The organism is Kitasatospora sp. NPDC057936, assembly GCF_042887525.1.
GTDB lineage: Bacteria > Actinomycetota > Actinomycetes > Streptomycetales > Streptomycetaceae > Kitasatospora.
In genome coordinates this window covers 57,172-73,930 of sequence record NZ_JBHVPD010000047.1, presented here as the reverse complement: position 1 = coordinate 73,930, position 16,759 = coordinate 57,172, and the positions used below count along the sequence as shown (strand labels likewise).

The window sequence follows — 16,759 nt, the reverse complement described above, 5'->3', positions numbered from 1 at the left end:
AGTGGGTCCTGACCGAGACCGAGCCGGCCGCCCCGACGGCCGGGGCCGATCCGGCCTCCACCCTCGTCCCGGCCCAGCTGCCGGCTTCCGCCGCCGACTTCACCGGGCGGTCCGCGGAGGCCGAGGCCCTGCGCGCCGCCCTGCGGGAGCCCGGCAGCGTGCCGGTGGCGGCCGTCGCGGGCATGGGCGGGGTCGGCAAGACCGCGCTCGCCGTGCACGTCGCCCACGGCCTGGCCGCCGAGTTCCCGGACGGCCAGCTCTACCTCGACCTGCACGGCGCCGACGGCCGCCCCACCCGACCCGAGGAGGCCCTGGCCGCGTTCCTGCGCTCCTTCGGCGTCGTCGGCGACGCGATCCCGGCCGGCCTCGCCGAACGGTCCGCCCGCTACCGCTCGCTGCTCGCGGGCCGCCGTGTCCTCGTGCTGCTCGACAACGCGCGCGATGCCGAACAGGTCCGCCCGCTGCTGCCGGGCAGCGCCGGCTGTGCCGTCCTCGTCACCAGCCGCACCCGCCTCGGCGCCCTGCCCAACGCGCGTTTCACCGAACTCCCCGTGCTCCCGGCCGAGGACGCCGTCACCCTGCTCACCCGGGTGGTCGGCGCCGAACGGGTCGCCGCCGAGGAGCAGGCGGCCGGTGAACTCGTCCGGCTCTGCGGCCAGTTGCCGCTCGCCGTGCGGATCCTGGCGGCCCGGCTGGCCTGCCGCCCGAGCTGGACGATCGCCCGGCTGCTGGAGCAACTCACTGGCGACCGCTACCGGCTGGACGCGCTGCGCAGCGGCGACCTGGCCGTCGAGTCCTCGTTCCGCTTCGGCTACGACCAGCTGGACGACGAACAGGCCCGCGCCTTCCGGCTGCTGGCCGTCCCCGAGGTGCCCGACCTGTCGCCCGGGGCGGTCGCCGCGGTGCTGGACCTGCCCGAGCCGGACGCCGTCGAGCTCGCCGAGTCGCTGGTGGACTGCTCGATGCTGGAGAGCTTCGCCAGCCCCGACCACTACCGCTACCACGACCTGCTGCGGGCCTTCGCCCGGCGGGCCGGCCAGGGCGGCGACCCGGACGAGCTCCGGGCGGCACTGAGCCGCCTGGTGGACCACCACCACGCGCTGGTGACGGCGGCGCTCGGGGCGTCCTCCGCGCGGCGCGGCTTCGCCGTCGGCTCGTCCCCGGCCGTCGGCGCCCTGGTGAGCCAGTGCGCGAAGCTCCCCGGCCGCTCCGCCGACACCGCCCCCGCCCTCGGCCGGCTCGCCGAACTCCTGCTCGGCTGCTGCCTGTTGGCCGACTCCGGGCACGCCACCCGCCCGCTCGGCCACGCCGCCAACGCGCTCCTGCACGCGAGCGTCGAACAGGGTGACCGCGCCGCCGAGGCCCGCGCCCGGCTGGTCCTCGGCCGACTGCTGACCGAGGTCGGCTCGGTGCCCTCGGCCCTCGCCGAACTGCTCCGCGCCCGCGACCTGTGCACCGCCTTCGAACCGGCCCGCCCGCTGCTCGCCCTCGCCCACAGCTCGCTCGCCGCCTGCTTCCTCCAGGCCGGCCGCCCCGACGAGGCCGTGGCCGGCTTCTCGGCCGCCGGCTCCGCCTGGGACCGGGCCGGCGACCGCCGCTCCCTGGCCGCCGAACTCCTCAACCTGGCCGGCGCGTTCGCCCGCCAGGGCCGCCACGACGCGGCGAACCGGGTGATCGACCAGTCCCTCGTGATCAGCCACGAACTCGCCGACCGCGAGCTGGAGGCGCTCGCCCGCGACGCCCTCGGCACGATCGCCCACGACCGCGGCGACCTCGCCGAGGCCGCCGCCCACCGCCGCGCCGCCCTCGCCCTCACCGACCCCGCCGACCACCGCCGCACCGGCCGCCTCCTGCTGCGCCTCGCCGAGTCGCTGCGGGCTGCGGGGCGGTGGGACGACGCGGTGGGGACGGCGGGCGATGCCGTCGACGCGCTGACCCTGGACGGCGACCACCGCGGCCGGGGCCTGGCCCTGGCGGTCCTGGGCGACGCGCTGGCCGACAGCCGGACGGACCTGGCGCGGGCCCGCGCGTGCTGGGCGGAGGCGTACGGGATCCTGGCGCCGATCGGCTCCCCGGAGGCGGAGCGCCTGGTGCCGCTGCTGGGCGCCGACCACCCGGCGGGCCCGGCGCGCTCGCGCTGGCCGTCCTGGCTGCCGGGGTGAGCACGGTCTCACCACGTGGTCTCACCGCGACGAAGGCCGGGCCCTCGGGGAGGGCCCGGCCTTCGTCCGTTCGTCCGTTCGTCCGTTCGTCCGTTCGTCCGTCCGTCCGTCCGGTCAGGCGGCCGCGACCGCCCACACCTGGTCGGGGCCGCCCGTGCACTGGCTCACGACGGCGGGCACGTTCGGCCCCTTGGCCGTCAGGCAGGACTGGGTCCTCCCCGTGAGCGCGAGCAGGTAGCCGCCGGACGTCGGCATGAAGGACCAGACCTGGTTCACGCTGTACGTCGGCGAGGCCCATATCTGCGCCTGGGACGTCTCGTTGCTGGCGTCCAGGCGGCTCTGGTACTGGGTGGCGCCGTTGTTCAGGAAGTAGCCGCCGCCGTCCTGGCGGGTGACCAGCTGCCAGACGGAGGCGCGGCTGTTGTCGAGGGCCTGGATGACGGGGTTCTGGTTCTGGACTCCCGAGTCCTTGTCGGTCAGGGCGAGCCCGCGGTTGGTCAGCCGGACGTACGACGGGAGCCCGGTCGCCCCCTCCGACGGCGGCCGGACGGGCGGCTTGCCGGCGTTGGTGTCCGGGGGCGGCGGCGGGGGCGCGGCCGTGTACGGCGGCGGGTTGGGGGCCGTCGTGGGCTTGTCGGGTGGTGTCGACGGCTGGTAGCCGCCCTGGTTCCCGCCCTGATCGCCCGTCTGGTAGCCCGGCGTGACCGGGCCCGGGGTGTACGCCGGTCCCGGGGCGACGGCACTGGGCGACGGCGCCGGGGCGGCCGGCTCGGGGGCCGACGGGCGCGCCGGAGCGTTCGATCCGGAGGGGACGTCAGGCGGGCTGCCCGCGCCGCCCGCACTGCCTGCACTTCCTGCCCCGCCCGCACTGCCCGCACCGCCCGGCGCACCCGCACCGCCCGCGCCGCCCGCCGGAACCGGGCCCACCGGGGCACCGGGAACGGACGGCAGGGGCGACCCCGAAGCCGTGGGCGCGCCCGGTGACGGCGTGCCCGTGCCGGTGGGCGTGCCGGAGACCGCCGCGAGCGGGACCACCGTCGGAACCGCGGGCGCGGTCGGCCCGCCGCCCGCCAGCGCGGCGTCGGCCGCGGCCCGGCCGGCGTCCCGTCCGAGCGTGGTGGCCGCGGCGGCGGTGATGGCCGAGCAGAGCGCGACCACGCCCGCCGCGATCAGCAGCCGGCGGCGCCCCCGCAGCGCCGCCCGCAGCCGCCCGGCGACCGGACGCGGTCCCGTCGAGCCGGCCGCGGCGACCACCACCGGCCGTGCCGCCGTCCGGATGGCACTGCTCGACGGCGACACGGCCACCGTGGCCTCCACCACCTCCACCGGCTCGCCGTCGAGCGCGGCCCGGGCGGCCGCGGCCATGGTGGCGGCGTCCGGCCAGCGCTCGCCGGGGTCCTTCGCCATCGCGCGTGCCACCAGCGCCCGGACCGGGGCCGGGACGTCCGCCGGCAGCGGCGGCACGGGGGTGGTCAGGTGCTTGAGGATGACCTCCAGGGCCGTCTCCCCGTGGTACGGCAGCTGCCCGGACAGGCACTCGTAGAGCACGACGCCGAGCGCGTACAGGTCGGCCGCGGCGCTGACCGCACCGGTCGAGGCCTGCTCGGGCGCCTGGTAGGCGGCGGTGCCGAGGACCATGCCGGGCACGGTCAGCCGGGTGTCGCAGCCGGGGCGGGCGATGCCGAAGTCGGCGATCACGACGCGTTCGTCGCGGACCATCAGGTTGTCCGGCTTGATGTCCCGGTGGACGACGCCGGCCTCGTGCGCGGCCGTCAGCGCCTCCAGCACCTGGAGGGCCAGGCCGAGCGCCTCGGGAGCGTCGAGGCGGCCGCGCCGCTTCAGGACGTCGCTGAGCGGCTCGCCGTCGATGAGCTCCATGACGAGGTAGGCGATCGGGCGGCCGGTGCTGCCCCAGGCGGTCGTCCAGGAATGGCCGCCGTCGAGCCGGCCGGAGCCGAAGTCGTGCACGCCGACGATGCCGGGGTGGCGCAGCCGGGCCATCACCCGGGCCTCCTCGTGGAACCGCTCCGCGAAGCCCGGTTCGTCCAGCAGCGCCGGTTTCAGGACCTTGACGGCCACCCGGCGCCCGAGGACCTCGTCCTCGGCGAGCCAGACGTCGCCCATCGAACCGCCACCGAGCCACTCGTCCAACCGGTAGCGGTCACCGAGCGTGGTGCCACGCATGATCCTCCTCGACCCCGTACATCGTCGCGTCCCGCCGCCGTGGGCCCGGGCCGGGACCTTCGGTCGCGTTCCAACCGACCCTCTCACCAGCCTATAAACGCCGACTTGACGCGACCGCAGAGGGGTCCGGAAAAGCGGCTGGTGGAGCGGACGGTTCGTCGACGACCCCATCGGGAGCCGATCACTCCGCGCGCACCTCCGTCAGCGCCTCCGCCAGAGCCCCCGTCAACGAGTCCGTTGACGAACCGTCGACGCCGCGTACACCGCGGGGCGGTGGCATGTCCCCGCAGACCGGTCCACCGGGACCGGCCGGGAGGAGAGCTTCGACATGATCATCCGTCGAGCGGCCGCGGCCGCCGTCCTGTCCGCCGCGACCGTCGTGTCCGGCATGGCCCTGGGTGCCCAGAGCGCGAGCGCGGCCGAGTCGCTGCCGGCCAGCGGCGCCGACTACCGCATCTCCAGCTACGCGGGCGGCGCCCTGCAGTGGGACAGTCGGAACAACGGCACCAACGTGGTGATCCGCGACTGGAACGAGTCCTCCGCGCAGCAGGCGTGGACGATCCGGGACGAGGGCAACGGCACCTGGTCGATCAAGGTGCCCGGCACCAACAACGCGGTCGACCGCGACAAGGGCCGCAACACCGTCGGCTCCTGGAACTACGTCGGCGCCGACAACCAGCGCTGGTGGCTGGAGAACACTTCGACGGGCAACGGCCGCGCGTGGCTGCTGCACAGCGTCTCGGACGGCAACCTCTGCCTCACCCGCGGTGCCGACCTCAACGCGAAGGTGACCGCCTGCAACGCCGGCGACCCGGCACAGTCCTGGAACCTGGACAAGAACTCCGCCACCACCCCGCCCACCACCGGCCGCCCGACCATCGACCTGGACTACTCCCAGGCCCCCGACCTCGGCCCGTGGCTGGAGCAGCAGAAGCAGACCGTCGCGGCCTACTACCCGCAGATCTCCAACCTCATCATCCGGGGGGCGTTCCAGGCGCCCTCCTACTTCAAGATCATCATGGACCCGTCGCTGACCCAGTACCCCGCCTACGCGACGAAGCCCAACGGCGGCGTCAACGAGATCCACGTCAACATCGGCTACGTGCGGGGCAACCGGAACGACACCGGCTTCCTGGTGCACGAGGCCGTGCACGTCGCGGTCTGGAACAACCCCAACGGCCCGGACAGGGACCACGGCTGGATGGGCGAGGGCCTCGCGGACTGGGTGCGCGACTACAACTTCCAGCCCGGCACCGGCGCCCAGCACTTTGGCCCGGACGACCACTACAACAGCGGATACCAGGCCACCGCCCGCTTCATCGACTACGTCTCCAAGACCTACCGCCAGCCCGACCTCGCCTACAAGCTGAACCTGAACCCGAACGACGACGGCATCTGGGCCCGCCTCACCGGCAAGGGCCCCGACCAGCTCTGGAACGAGATGCCCAAGTAGCCCCCGCCATCGGCCCCGCGGCACCCCGGCACCCCGGCACGCACGGCGCCGGGGTGCCGCGGCGCGTCCGCCCCACCCGGACGGCCGGTGGGACGGCGGGCGGCACGCGCCCCCCGACGGCGGACTCCGGAGGGCGCGTGAGGTCGCGCACACCTAGGGTGAGCGGACGGGCGCGGGGCGTGTGCGGCCCCGGCGTGCGCCCGCTCGCGCGCCCGTTCGCCAGTCCGGGGGCCGATCGCGCCGTCCGGCCTTCCGAGAGGTGGAGTCCCCATGCACACCGTCGTCCGCGGTGCCGGAGCGCTCGGGCTGAGCGCGCTGCTCCTCACCTCGTCGGCCGGCTGCCAGGGCGGGGCCGCGCCCGCCGCCGAGCCCGTGCCGGCCGCGCCGGTGACGGCGGCGCCCGCGGCGGTCCAGCAGCTCGACTGGCACGCGTGCGGCGCGCCGGACGCCGCGCAGGGCGGCGGCACCCCGCCCGCGGGGGACTGGCAGTGCGCGACGCTCAAGGCCCCGCTGGACTACGCCAAACCGGGCGGCGGCACGATCGACCTCGCGCTGATCCGCTCCCGGGCCAAGGACGAGCAGCACCGGATCGGTTCGCTGGTGTTCAACTTCGGCGGCCCCGGCGGCTCGGGCATCACCACGCTGCCGGCGCTCGCGGACACCTACGCCTCCCTCAACACCCGCTACGACCTGGTGAGTTTCGACCCGCGCGGGGTCGGTGCGAGCGCCGGGGTGAAGTGCCTGGACGACAAGGCGATGGACGCCGCCAACGCGATCGACAACACCCCCGACAGCCCGGCGGCCGTCAAGGCGCTCGACGAGAGCACCGCGCAGTTCAACTCGGCGTGCGAGCGCAACTCCGGCCCGGTGCTGCCCTTCGTGGACACCGAGAGCGCCGCCCGCGACATGGACCTCATGCGGCAGGCCCTCGGGGACCAGCAGCTGCACTACTTCGGCATCAGCTACGGCACCCAACTCGGCGGCGTCTACGCGCACCTGTTCCCGCAGCAGGTCGGCCGCGCCGTGCTGGACTCGGTGGTCGACCCGACGAAGGACCCGGCCCAGTCCTCGCTCGGCCAGGCCAAGGGCTTCCAGCTCGCCCTGGAGGACTTCATGAAGGCCTGCTCCACCGGCGTGCCGGACTGCCCGACCGGCAGCGGAGGCGCCGACGGCACCGCCCGGGTCACCGGACTGCTGCAGTCGCTGGAGCAGAAGCCGCTGCCGACCGACAGCGGGCGTCAGCTGACCGAGAGCCTCGCCGTCACCGGCATCGCGGGCGCGCTGTACAGCCAGGAGACGTGGCCGGCGCTGGCCGCCGGGCTCACCGAGGCGATGCAGCGGGGCACCGGCACGGTGCTGCTCCAGCTCGCCGACGGTCTCCTCGGGCGCGACCCGAGCGGGCACTACAACGACCTCAACGCGGCGAACCGGGCGATCAGCTGCGTGGACGCCAAGCAGCGCTACTCGGACCAGGACGTCGAGCAGCAGCTGCCGCAGTTCAAGGACGCCTCGCCGGTCTTCGGCGCGTTCACCGCGTGGGGCCTGACCGGCTGCACCGGCTGGCCGGTCGCCGGCAGGACCGACCACCCCGAGGTCTCCGCCACGGGCGCCGCGCCGATCCTGGTGGTCGGCACCACCGGCGACCCGGCCACCCCGGTCGAGGGCGCCAGGACGATGGCGCAGCAGCTGGGCGCGGGCGTGGGCGTCACGGTGACGCTCCAGGGCGAGGGCCACGGCGGGTACAACACCGGCAACCCGTGCCTGAAGACGACGGTGGACGCCTACCTGCTCGACGGCAAGGTGCCGGCGGACGGCACGGTGTGCGGCCAGGGCTAGTTCACTGGCACGTGGCCCACGGTCGCTTGGACAAGTCCAAGTGGCCCACTCGAACCAGGTCTGATTGGCACTGTCCGGCGGTCCACTCGGCGCCTAGGCTCCTCACCGTGACCACCAAAGTTGACTTCTACTTCGACCCGATCTGCCCGTTCGCCTGGATCACCTCCCGGTGGATCCTGGAGGTCGAGCGCGAGCGCGAGCTCGACCTGACGTTCCGCGTGATGAGCCTGTCCGTCCTCAACGAGGGCCGCGAGGGCCTGCCCGAGCGCTACCAGCGCCTGCTGACCACCGGCTGGGGCCCGGTCCGGGTCTGCATCGCCGCCGCCGAACGGTTCGGCGAGCACGTGCTGCGCGACCTGTACACCGCGCTCGGCACCCGCCTGCACGACCAGGACCGCGAGGCCGACGGGACGGTCATCCGGGAGGCGCTCGCCGAGGTCGGCCTGCCGGAGGACCTCGCCGACGCGGCCGGGAGCACCGCGTACGACATCGCGCTGCGCAAGAGCCACCACGAGGGGATGGACCCGGTCGGCGAGGAGGTCGGCACGCCGACGATCCACGTGGACGGCGTCGCGTTCTTCGGCCCGGTGCTGACCGGGATCCCGCGCGGCGAGGACGCGGTGCGGATCTTCGACGGCGTCCGGGCGCTGGCCGCGTACCCGAAGTTCTTCGAGCTCAAGCGCACCCGGACGGGGTCGCTCGACTTCTCCTGACCGACCCGGGAGGGCCGGGGGAGGGTCTTCCGCTCCTGATCCACTCCCGTCCGGGGCCGTCTCGTCCGACCATGGAGACGGAGGCCCCGGCGGTCACCCCGCCCGGCCGCCTCCGGAGAGGCGGTGAGCGCAGATGACCGGACGGATCCGCCTGCGCGCCACCCGGCACCCGGCCACCCGGCACCCGGCCACCCGGCACCCGGCCACCCGGAACCCGACCACGCAGCACCTGGCCACCCCGCCGGGTCCCTCCTCGCCGGGCCCCACCCCGCCCGGAGGGCCGAAACCCAACCCGTTCAAGCCGACGCCGCCCAAGCCGTCGCCCCCGAGCGTGCGTCGCTGGCTGCTGCCCGTGGGCGCCCTGCTGGCCCTGATCCTGCTGCTCGTCGTCCAGGCCCCGGGCCCGGCCGGCACCAAGTACGGGTACTCCGACTTCGTCGGCCGGGTCGACACGGGCCAGGTCAAGACGGTGAACGTGACGGACACCGGCGGCGTCAGCGGCACCCTCAAGGACGGCACCCGCTTCACCAGCCAGATCCCGACCGCCCTGGACACCACGCAGCTCAGCCAGTCCCTCTCCGCGCAACACGTGGACGTCACCGGCAGCCGCACCGGCGGCAGCTCGATCTGGTCCACGCTGCTGCTGTTCCTGCCGCTGCTGGTCTTCGGCGGGCTCTTCCTGTGGTCCGGCCGGCTCGCCGCCCGCTCGGTCACCGGCGGCCTGAGCGCGATCGGGCGCTCCCGGGCGAAGATCATCGAGGCCGAGCGGCCCGCCACCGGCTTCGCCGACGTGGCCGGGTACGAGGGCGTGAAGCAGGAGGTCAGCGAGGTCGTCGACTACCTGCGCAGCCCCGGGCGGTACGCCGCCGCAGGGGCCAAGGGGCCGCGCGGAGTGATCATGGTCGGGCCGCCCGGCACCGGCAAGACCCTGCTGGCCCGCGCCGTCGCCGGCGAGGCCGAGGTGCCGTTCCTGTCCGTCACCGGCTCCGGCTTCGTCGAGATGTTCGTCGGCGTCGGCGCCTCCCGCGTCCGTGACCTCTTCGACGAGGCCCGCAAGCGCGCACCGTCCATCATCTTCATCGACGAGATCGACGCCGTGGGCGCCCGCCGCGCGGGCGGCTCCCGGCTCGGCGGCAACGACGAGCGCGAGCAGACCCTCAACCAGCTGCTCGCCGAGATGGACGGCTTCGACCAGAGCACCGGCATCGTCGTCATCGCCGCCACCAACCGGCCCGACGCCCTCGACCCGGCCCTGCTGCGCCCCGGCCGCTTCGACCGGCAGGTCACCGTGCCGCTGCCCAACCAGCGCGAGCGGGCCGCGATCCTCGCCGTCCACGTCGTCGGCAAGACCCTCGCCCCGGACGCCGACCTCGACCGGATCGCCCGCGGCACCCCGGGCTTCTCCGGCGCCGACCTCGCCAACCTCGTCAACGAGGCCGCCATCAACGCCGTCCGCGCCGACCGGGCCACCATCACCGCCGACGACCTCGACACCGCGCGCGACCGCGTCCTGCTCGGCCGCCGCGAGTCCTCCAACGCGCTGCTGCCCGACGAGCGGCACGCCGTCGCCGTCCACGAGTCCGGGCACGCGCTGATGGCCGCGCTGTGCGAGCACGCCGACCCCGTCGCCAAGGTCACCATCCTCCCGGCCGGCGTCGCCCTCGGCGCCACCGAACAACTCCCCGAGGCCGAGCGGCACCTGTACAGCGAGAGCTACCTGACCGACCTGCTCACCGTGCAACTCGGCGGACGGGCAGCCGAGTTGGTCGTCTTCGGCGAGGGCTCCACCGGCGCGGCCAACGACCTCGCCAACGCCACCTCCGTCGCCACCCGGATGGTCCGCGAGTTCGGCCTCTCCCCGGACCTCGGTCCGGTCGGCTACGCCTCGGGCTCCTCCCACTACCTCGGCGAGAGCCCCGAGGACCTGCTGCGCCGCCCCTACTCCGAGGAGACCCAGCGCGCGATCGACGAAGCCGTCGCCGCCCTGCTGCGCGGCGCCGAGCGGCGCGCCATCGGTCTGCTGCGTGAACACCGGCACCACCTCGACGAGTTGGCCGCACTGCTGGTCGAGAAGGAGACGGTGGACGGCGCAGTGGTGCTCGACATCCTCCGCCACCCGGCCGCTACCCTCCCCGAATGACCCGAGTGACCCGAGTGACCCGAACGACCGGACGTGACTGGCAGGACCGCGCGGCAGGCGCGGTGATCGGCTCAGCCGTGGGCGACGCCCTGGGCGCGCCGTACGAGTTCGGGCCCGCCGGGGCCTTCTCGGCCCGCTTCCCCGACGGCGACGGCGAGATGATCGCGGGTGGCGGCTGGGAGCGCGGCGAGGCGACGGACGACACGCAGATGGCCGTCCTCGTCGCCGAATCGCTGCTGGACAAGGGCGAGTTGGACCTGCCGGACATCTTCGCCCGGTTCCAGCGCTGGGTGGCCTCCGAGCCGAAGGACGTGGGCATCCAGACCGAGGACGTCCTCACCAACGGCCACACCTGGAACCTGGCCGCCGCGATCCACTTCAACACCACCATGCGCGCCGCCGGCAACGGCGCCCTCATGCGCGCCGCCCCCTCCGCCGTCGCCTTCGCCCCCGCCGGGCGCGAGGCCACCATGGCCGCCGCCCGCCGGATCTCCGCCCTCACCCACGGCGACGGCGCCGCCTGGGAGGGCACGGCGATCCTCCACGAGCTCGTCCGGCACGCCCTCGACGGCGCCGACCCGCTCGCCGCGATCCCGGACGCCCTGGCCCGCGTCGAGCCCGACCACCGCGAGCGGTACGCCGTCGTCCTCGACCCCGACTGGCACCCCGACCGCGCCACCGAGCCCAACGGCGCCGTCTGGCCCTGCCTCGGCTCCGCCGTGTGGGCGCTGCGCACCACCGAGGGCTACCCGGCCGCCGTCCGCGCCGCGATCGACCTCGGCGGGGACACCGACACCGTCGCCGCCGTCACCGGCGCGCTGGCCGGGGCCGTGTACGGCCTCGGCGCGATCCCGGCCGCCTGGACCGAGCCGCTGCACGTGCCGCTGCCCGGGTTCGGCGGGCGGGTGCTGCGGACGTCGGACCTTCTACTACTGGCCGGTAGGCTCGCCGCCGGGACCGGCTACGATGCCACGTGATCACGCGACGAACGGGGGGCTCATGGACGTGACTTCGAGGCCGGTGGCGCACGTCGTCGGCGGGCGGGACGAGGTGGTCGACGACCGCTGGGGCGCCGTCGCCGCGATCGTCCGGCTGGACGGCGAGCAGTTCGCCGAGGAGGCGCTGTACGGGCTGGCGGACTTCTCCCACCTGGAGATCGTCTACCACTTCGACCGCGTGCCGGCGGACAGGATCGAGACCGGCGCCCGCCACCCGCGCGGCAACACCGACTGGCCGCTGGTCGGCATCTTCGCCCAGCGCGGCAAGAACCGGCCCAACCGGCTGGGCGTCTCCCGCTGCGAGCTGCTCCGCGTGGACGGCCTCGACCTGCACGTTGTGGGCCTGGACGCGGTGGCCGGCACGCCGGTGCTCGACATCAAGCCCTACCTGGCCGAGTTCGGCCCGCGCGGCGAGGTCCGCCAGCCGGCCTGGTCGAGCGAGCTCATGCGCGACTACTACGAGTACGACGAGGCGGGCGAGTGACGGCGGCGGCCGAGCGGCTCGCCGTGGTCTCCGGCGGCGGCACCGGCATCGGCCGGGCGATCGCCGCCCGGCTCGCCGCCGACGGGAACCGGGTGGCGATCCTCGGGCGGCGCGCGGCCGTCCTCGACGAGGCCAGGGACGCGATCGAGCGGACCGTCGGGCCGGGCCGGGTCCTGCCCGTGCCGGTCGACCTGACCGACCCCGAGGCGGTCGAGGCCGCCGCCGCGCGGATCGCGGAACTCGGCCCGGTGGACGCCCTCGTGAACAACGCGGGAGCGATCGTCACCCCGCCCGCCGACCGCAGCCTCGCCGCCCTCGCGCACTCCTGGCGCCAGGACCTGGACGGCAACCTGCTCTCCGCCGTCCTCCTCACCACCGCCCTGCAGGACCACCTGCGCAGGCCCGGGGGCCGCCTGGTCGTGATCAGCTCGGCCGCCGCCCAGCGCGGCGGCGCCGGCCCGCACTCGCTCGGCTCGTACGCCGCCGCCAAGGCCGCCCTGCACGGCTGGGCCTTCGGTCTGGCGCGGCAGTTGGGCCCGGACGGAATCACCGTCAACGTCCTCGCGCCCGGCTACGTCGAGGACACCGAGATCTTCGGCGACGGCTGGACGGAGGCCTTCCACGCGCAGAAGGTGGCCGACACCCTGGTGGGCCGCGCCGGCACCCCGGCCGACGTGGCCGAGGCCGTCTCCTACCTCGCGTCCCCGGCGGCCGGGTACGTGACCGGCCAGGTCATCGGCCTCAACGGCGGTGCGGTGCTCGGCCGCTGAGCGGAGCGGCTACGGGTACGGCGCCAGCGCCGGAGGCGTCCGCAGCCCGTGGTGGCGTCGCAGGGCGGCGAGCGCCGCGTGGTGGCCGCACATGCCGTGGACGGACGGCCCCGGCGGGGTGGCGGCGGAGCAGAGGTAGACGCCGGGCAGCGGGGTCTCGTACGGGTTCCATCGGGCCACCGGGCGGGCCAGGGACTGGCGGAGGGTGAGGGCGCCCGCGCCGATGTCGCCGCCGACGTAGTTGGGATTGTACTCCTCGTACTGCCGCGCCGACAGGCCGCGCGAGGCGACGATCGTGTCGCCGAAGCCGGGCGCGTAGTCCTCGATGCGGCGGCGGATCAGGTCGACCGGGTCGCGCGGGTCGCCGTGCGGGACGTGGGCGTAGGCCCAGACCGGTCGCCTGCCGCCGGCCTCGCGGGTGGGGTCGGTCACGGCCGGGTCGACGACGAGCACGAACGGGTCCTCGACCGGGCGGCCCGCGGCCGTCGCCGTCTCCCGGCGGACGATGTCGGCCCGGGTGCCGCCGACGTGGACGGTGCCGGCCCGGCCCACGAGCGGGTTCGTCCAGGGGATCGGCCCGTCGGTGAGGAAGTCCGCCTTCGCCGCCCCCGGCCCGTACCGGTAGCGGCGCAGCGACCGCCGGTAGCGTTCGGGGAGCCGGGGGCCGGCCATAGCGAGGAACTCCTTGGGGCCGACGTCGAGCAGCACGAGCGGGACGTCGCCGAGTTCGGCGAGGTCGCGGATGCGCTGCCCGGTGTGGAAGACGCCGCCGTGGGCGGTGATGTCGGCGGCGAGGGCGTCGGCGATGCGGGCGCTGCCGCCCTCGGGGAGCGGCCAGCCGGTGCTGTGCGCGGTGTGGGCGAGCAGGAGCGCCACGGCGGCCGAGGTGACCGAGGGGAGCCTGCCGACGGCGTGCGCGGCCACGCCGGTCAGGAGCGCCCTGGCCGGTTCGGTGCGCAGGAGCCCGAAGGGCGTGAGCCGGGTCGCGAGCGACGGCACCCGCGCCCCTAGGAGCAGCGGCGCGAGGAGGTCGCCCGGCACGCTGCGCTGGTCGGAGAGGAGCAGGTCGACGACGGCGGGGGAGCGGTCGGCGAGCGGCCCGAGGAGCTGCATCCAGCGGCGGCCGTCCGGGCCGAGGTGGGCGGCGGTGCGGCTCAGGTTGCGCCAGGCCGCGGCGGCCCGCCCGCCGGGCAGCGGGTGGGCGTACGGGATGTCGGGCTGGAGCAGCCGGACGCCGCGGGCGGGCAGGTCGAAGCGGCGGAAGAACGCGGAGGCGGCGGCCATGGGGTGGACGGCCGCGCAGATGTCGTGCCGAACGTCGCTGTCGAACAGCGACGTGGTGCGCAGCCCGCCGCCGATGGTGTCGGCCGCCTCGAAGAGGGCGACGCGCAGCCCGGCCCGGGCCAGGGTGACGCCGGCGGCGAGACCGTTGGGGCCGGTGCCGACGACTGCGGCGTCGAACGTCATGCGGCGACCCCCTGGTGTTCGGCGAGGCGCCGGTAGAGGCCGCTCTCCTCGCTGAGGTCGGCGTGGGTGCCGACGGCCTGCACGCGGCCCCGGTCGAGCACGATGATCCGGTCCGCCCGGGTGATGGTGGAGAAGCGGTGGGCGATGGCGACGACGGCGCGGGTGCGGGCGATGGCGGCGATGCTGTCGCGCAGCGCCGCCTCCGACGCGCCGTCGAGGCTGGCGGTGGCCTCGTCGAGGAGCACGATCCGGGGTTTCTGCAGGAGGGTGCGGGCGATGGCCAGGCGCTGGCGCTCGCCGCCGGACAGGCCGGCGCCGCGTTCGCCGAGTTCGGTGTCGAGGCCGTCCGGCAGGGCGGCGACGACGTCGGTGAGGTGGGCCATCCGCAGGGCCTCGGCGATGTCCTCGCCGGTGGCGCCGGGGGCCGCGTAGGTGAGGTTCTCGCGGACGGTGCCGCGCAGCAGGGTGTGTTCCTGGTCGACGTAGCCGACGAGGGAGCGCAGCTGGTTGAGCGGCATGCGGGCGGTGTCGGTGCGGCCGATGCGGATGGTGCCGGCGGACGGTTCGTGGAGCCGTTCGGCGAGCTGGAAGAGCGTGCTCTTGCCCGCGCCGGACGGGCCGACGACGGCGGTGAGGCCGCGGTCGGGGACGGTCAGCGACACGTCGTGGAGGACGGGGGTGTCGCTGCCGGGGTAGGCGAAGGTCACCCCGTCGAAGACGAGGCCGTGCCCGTCGACGGGGGCGTGGGCGGGCGGTCCGGCGTCCTCCTGCTCGATCGCCCCGAGCTCGGAGAGGCGGTCGAGGGAGGCCCGGCCCTGCTGGAACTGGGCGATCGACATGAAGAGCATCACCAGCGGTGCGACCAGGTAGAACAGGTACATCATGAACGACGTCAGGTCGGCGGGCGCCATGTCGCCGGTGGCGACGCGGGCCATGCCCCACGCGATGACGACGGTCAGGGCGATCTGGGTGCCGACGTTCATCGCCGGGGTGAGCAGCGCCGACAGGGCGGAGACCCGCACCCCGGAGCGCCGGGCGCGGTCGGCGAGGCCGCCGAGGTGCTCGGTCTCCCGCTCCTCGGCACGGGAGGCCTTGACGGTCGGCAAGGCGCCGAGGACACGCATCAGGGCGGAACCGTAGACGCCGGTGTCCTCCCGGTTCGCCACCGCCACGAGCCGCACCCGGCGGGCCAGCAGCAGCGAGACGGCGCTGGCCGTGCCGAGGCAGGCGAGGGTGGTGGCGAGCAGCAGCGGGTCGATCCAGGCCATCATCGCGATGCCGCCGAGAACCATGAACGCGCTGGTGACGATCTGGGCGAGCGCCTGCGTCATGCAGACCCGGGCCAGCGAGGTGTCGGTGACCATCCGGGTGAAGACGTCGCCCTGGTCCCAGCGGTCGTAGGAGCGCAGGCGGGAGCGGAGCAGCCGGGCGCCGAGGGTGTGCCGGATGTCGTACACGACGTCCTCGCCGGCCCGGCCGATCGCGTACGCGTGGGTCGCGGCGAGCACGGCGTCGGCGGCGAACAGGGCGGCGGCGAGCAGGATCGGCCCGGTCAGGGGGCGGTCGGCGGCGAAGGCCTCGATCATCCCGCCGATGACGAGCGGCTGGGCCAGCGTCGCCGCCGCGCCGGCGAGGCCGAGGAGGATGCCGGTGAGCAGCAGCGCGCGGTGCCGCCGGGCGATCTGCCAGGGGTTCACGCCGCTTCCCCGGGCCCGCTCGCGGTCCCGGTCCCGGGCTTGACGTACGTGCAGACGAACATCGGCGAGCGCTCCGCGTACGGCTCGCCGCCCCAGCCCGCCGAGCGGCTCTCGGGCACCAGCCCGGCCGCCCGCGCGTACGCGTCGACCTCGTCCGGCGTGGTGAGCCGGGACAGCTCGGTGCCGACGCGCGTGCTGCCGTCGGCCTCGTACCAGATGTGGGAGCAGTGCCACAGGTCGTTCTCGGGCAGCAGCGTCGAGTGCGTCTGCAAGCCGGTGCCGCGCTCCGGGTACGGGGTGAAGTAGGTGGCGTGGCTGCGCCCTTCGTGCAGGGCGTGGATGGCGGGCCGGTTGTGGGTCTCGACGACGAGCCGTCCGCCGGGGGCGAGCAGGCCGGCGGCGCGGCGGACGGCGAGCTGCTGTTCCTCGGGGGTGAGCAGCATCGACAGCGTGCCGCAGACGCAGTAGACGAGCCCGGCGGTGCGTTCGGCGCGATAGGTGCGGATGTCGCCGTGGACGGGCTCGACGTCGGTGCGGCCGGCCAGGGCCGCGCGCAGGCCGTCGAGCATCTCGGGGGAGGAGTCGACGCCGGTGACCGGGCCGACGAGCGCGGCGAGCGGCAGGGCGATCCGGCCGGTGCCGACGCCGAACTCGACGGTGCCGGCGGCCGGGTCGGGGTGGAGCGCGGCGAGGTGTCCGGCGGTGCGGGCGGCGGAGTCGTCCTTGGGGAAGAGCCGGTCGTACCAGCCCTTGAACTCCAGCCCGTAGCCGATGTCGTGGACGGAGGGGGTCTGCACGGTGCTCACTTGGACCTCCCCTTCAGCACCCCGTAGGCGATGGCGCCGGCGATCACGG

General features: G+C 75.1%; 12 protein-coding genes. 8 read left to right on the top strand and 4 right to left on the bottom strand.

Annotated features, from left to right (window positions below):
• Nucleotides 1-2,162 (top strand): ATP-binding protein (locus ACFVU9_RS24095; protein ID WP_387596461.1); only part of this gene is annotated, 2,162 nt, incomplete at its 5' end.
• 114 nt (nt 2,163-2,276) lie between these two features.
• On the opposite strand, the gene ACFVU9_RS24090 is transcribed toward ACFVU9_RS24095, so the two are convergent.
• A complete protein-coding gene (locus ACFVU9_RS24090; RefSeq protein ID WP_387596458.1) occupies nt 2,277-4,346 on the bottom strand; it encodes a serine/threonine protein kinase in 2,070 nt (689 codons plus the stop codon).
• Nucleotides 4,347-4,674: 328 nt separating this feature from the next.
• On the opposite strand from ACFVU9_RS24090, the gene ACFVU9_RS24085 reads away from it, so the two are divergent.
• From ACFVU9_RS24085 to ACFVU9_RS24055, 7 genes are all read left to right on the top strand, one after another.
• Nucleotides 4,675-5,799 carry a basic secretory protein-like protein gene (locus ACFVU9_RS24085; protein ID WP_380499032.1) on the top strand — a complete coding sequence of 375 codons (1,125 nt, stop codon included), beginning with the start codon at nt 4,675-4,677 and terminating at the stop codon, nt 5,797-5,799.
• A 270-nt stretch (nt 5,800-6,069) separates the two neighbouring features.
• Nucleotides 6,070-7,635 carry an alpha/beta hydrolase gene (locus tag ACFVU9_RS24080; RefSeq protein WP_387596455.1) on the top strand — a complete coding sequence of 522 codons (1,566 nt, stop codon included), beginning with the start codon at nt 6,070-6,072 and terminating at the stop codon, nt 7,633-7,635.
• A 107-nt stretch (nt 7,636-7,742) separates the two neighbouring features.
• A complete protein-coding gene (locus tag ACFVU9_RS24075; protein WP_387596452.1) occupies nt 7,743-8,348 on the top strand; it encodes a disulfide bond formation protein DsbA in 606 nt (201 codons plus the stop codon).
• Between the two features lie 133 nt (nt 8,349-8,481).
• Nucleotides 8,482-10,488 carry an ATP-dependent zinc metalloprotease FtsH gene (ftsH, locus tag ACFVU9_RS24070; RefSeq protein ID WP_380446519.1) on the top strand — a complete coding sequence of 669 codons (2,007 nt, stop codon included), beginning with the start codon at nt 8,482-8,484 and terminating at the stop codon, nt 10,486-10,488.
• The gene (locus tag ACFVU9_RS24065; protein WP_387596449.1) at nt 10,485-11,465 is read left to right on the top strand and encodes an ADP-ribosylglycohydrolase family protein; all 981 of its coding nucleotides are present in this window, start codon (nt 10,485-10,487) and stop codon (nt 11,463-11,465) included. Before ftsH ends, ACFVU9_RS24065 begins: the two co-directional genes overlap by 4 nt.
• Before the next feature lie 22 nt (nt 11,466-11,487).
• On the top strand, nt 11,488-11,970 hold the full coding sequence (locus ACFVU9_RS24060; RefSeq protein WP_387596446.1) for an SAM-dependent methyltransferase: 483 nt from the start codon (nt 11,488-11,490) through the stop codon (nt 11,968-11,970).
• A complete protein-coding gene (locus tag ACFVU9_RS24055; RefSeq protein WP_387596443.1) occupies nt 11,967-12,740 on the top strand; it encodes an SDR family NAD(P)-dependent oxidoreductase in 774 nt (257 codons plus the stop codon). The genes ACFVU9_RS24060 and ACFVU9_RS24055 overlap by 4 nt, the downstream gene beginning before the upstream one ends.
• Before the next feature lie 9 nt (nt 12,741-12,749).
• Here ACFVU9_RS24055 and ACFVU9_RS24050 read toward each other — a convergent pair whose 3' ends face one another.
• Genes ACFVU9_RS24050 through ACFVU9_RS24040 form a run of 3 tightly spaced genes read right to left on the bottom strand, consistent with a single transcriptional unit; the run spans nt 12,750 to nt 16,710 of the window.
• Entirely contained in the window at nt 12,750-14,207 is a 1,458-nt protein-coding gene (locus ACFVU9_RS24050) for a phytoene desaturase family protein (RefSeq protein ID WP_387596440.1), read from the bottom strand.
• Nucleotides 14,204-15,904: an ABC transporter ATP-binding protein gene (locus tag ACFVU9_RS24045; protein WP_387596438.1), complete on the bottom strand. Its 1,701-nt coding sequence runs from the start codon at nt 15,902-15,904 to the stop codon at nt 14,204-14,206. Before ACFVU9_RS24045 ends, ACFVU9_RS24050 begins: the two co-directional genes overlap by 4 nt.
• Nucleotides 15,901-16,710 (bottom strand): class I SAM-dependent methyltransferase, encoded by an 810-nt coding sequence (locus ACFVU9_RS24040; protein WP_387596436.1) that lies wholly within the window; start codon nt 16,708-16,710, stop codon nt 15,901-15,903. Before ACFVU9_RS24040 ends, ACFVU9_RS24045 begins: the two co-directional genes overlap by 4 nt.
• Between the last annotated feature and the right edge of the window lie 49 nt (nt 16,711-16,759).

Bases quoted from the DNA above. Each gene is read 5' to 3' on its own strand.
- ACFVU9_RS24090 (WP_387596458.1), bottom strand. From the start codon at position 4,346: ATGCGTGGCACCACGCTCGGTGACCGCTACCGGTTGGACGAGTGGCTC.
- ACFVU9_RS24085 (WP_380499032.1), top strand. From the start codon at position 4,675: ATGATCATCCGTCGAGCGGCCGCGGCCGCCGTCCTGTCCGCCGCGACC.
- ACFVU9_RS24080 (WP_387596455.1), top strand. From the start codon at position 6,070: ATGCACACCGTCGTCCGCGGTGCCGGAGCGCTCGGGCTGAGCGCGCTG.
- ftsH (WP_380446519.1), top strand. From the start codon at position 8,482: ATGACCGGACGGATCCGCCTGCGCGCCACCCGGCACCCGGCCACCCGG.
- ACFVU9_RS24065 (WP_387596449.1), top strand. From the start codon at position 10,485: ATGACCCGAGTGACCCGAGTGACCCGAACGACCGGACGTGACTGGCAG.
- ACFVU9_RS24060 (WP_387596446.1), top strand. From the start codon at position 11,488: ATGGACGTGACTTCGAGGCCGGTGGCGCACGTCGTCGGCGGGCGGGAC.
- ACFVU9_RS24050 (WP_387596440.1), bottom strand. From the start codon at position 14,207: ATGACGTTCGACGCCGCAGTCGTCGGCACCGGCCCCAACGGTCTCGCC.